Annotated in this window: 2 pseudogenes; both read left to right on the forward strand. The window is 38.5% G+C overall.

The features are described from left to right. Positions 1–298 (forward strand): annotated as a pseudogene (locus GXW81_RS10405) (hypothetical protein); the annotation flags it as partial. 49 nt (positions 299–347) lie between these two features. Continuing rightward, positions 348–1,261 (forward strand): annotated as a pseudogene (locus GXW81_RS10615) (hypothetical protein); the annotation flags it as partial.

Consider the following 1,261-nt stretch of genomic DNA (forward strand, 5'->3'; position numbering starts at 1 on the left):
TAGATTCTTATCGTTAATTATAAATAATGTTCCGCCAACATTCGTTGGAGGCATTTCGTGTTTAGCACACTTTAAGTTTTGTTTTCATAAACCGCTAGAAGTCTCCTTATTTCATAAGTTTAATTTGTTGTTTTTGTTAGGAGCTTCTAGCTTACAGGAAGGATATTATGTCCTTTCTGCCTTAGCCTTCCTCCTTGTTTTGTGTGTGTTAAGAGGGGGAAGGTGTTTTTTTAGGTTACAGGTGAGATATAAGAGTTTAGAACTTAGTATCACCTCAACCCTTAAGTCTAACATCTAAATATAGCATCTATAAACTTTGAACTTTAAACATATAAACTATACATTTTATGAAAAAAAACTTATTATGCGCGGTGTTTCTGCCTTTGGTGCTGAACGCCCAAGATTACAGTGGCAGAGTGGGCATCAACACTACTGAGCCGAGAGCCACTTTAGATGTAAAAGGAAAGGGTGAAACCGTAAATACCCATTCCTTTAATATCCGTAATAATGCTGATACCAACTTGGTAACAGTAAAAGACAACGGATGGGTGGGAATGGGAACCCAAACCCCAATTGATAACAATGCTAGATTAGAAATCTCGGCTAATAGCTGGTTTCCGCTAATTATTAACTCTACTAATACCGATGGTGGTGGTATTGCCTTACATCCTAATGATTTTAGTAAAAGAATAGAATTCAGCGTAAAAAGAAATGGAGATTTTAGGTTTTGGTCAGCAAACGGGGATCATTTAATCATCAACAGAATAGGATATATGGGGATAGGAACATCAGAGCCTAAAGCCACTTTGGACATTTCTAGAAAAGCTCTTGATCTTTTACCTGCGGGTACTCCTCAGGGCGTTATTTTTCCAAAATTCACTACTTCGGAGCGTTCTACTTTTAATAATGTAGAAGAAGGCACTATGATTTACAATACCGATAAGAAATGTCTAGAGATGTATCTGGGCATAGTTTCAGGGGTGCACCAATGGTCTTGCTTACCCGATGTAGGGAGTAATAAAGCACAAAGTGTAGCGGTAACGGCGGCAGGTTTTGAGGGCTCTTATATTGGAGGCGTTAACTTCAATAATAGCCAAAAGGTCAAGTTTAAGTTAGAGAACAACTCGTTTTCTAATATTAGTTCATCTTTTGCAGATGCCGTTACAGTACAGAATGGCTCAGCTAATATTTCGGCAGGGAATTGCCAATGGCAAAAGCTTAATGGTTCTACACCTACAGGTAGCTTGATGTCGTGTGCCTC

It is taken from the genome of Riemerella anatipestifer, from assembly GCF_009932355.1.
In the GTDB taxonomy this organism is placed as follows: Bacteria; Bacteroidota; Bacteroidia; order Flavobacteriales; family Weeksellaceae; genus Riemerella; species Riemerella anatipestifer_E.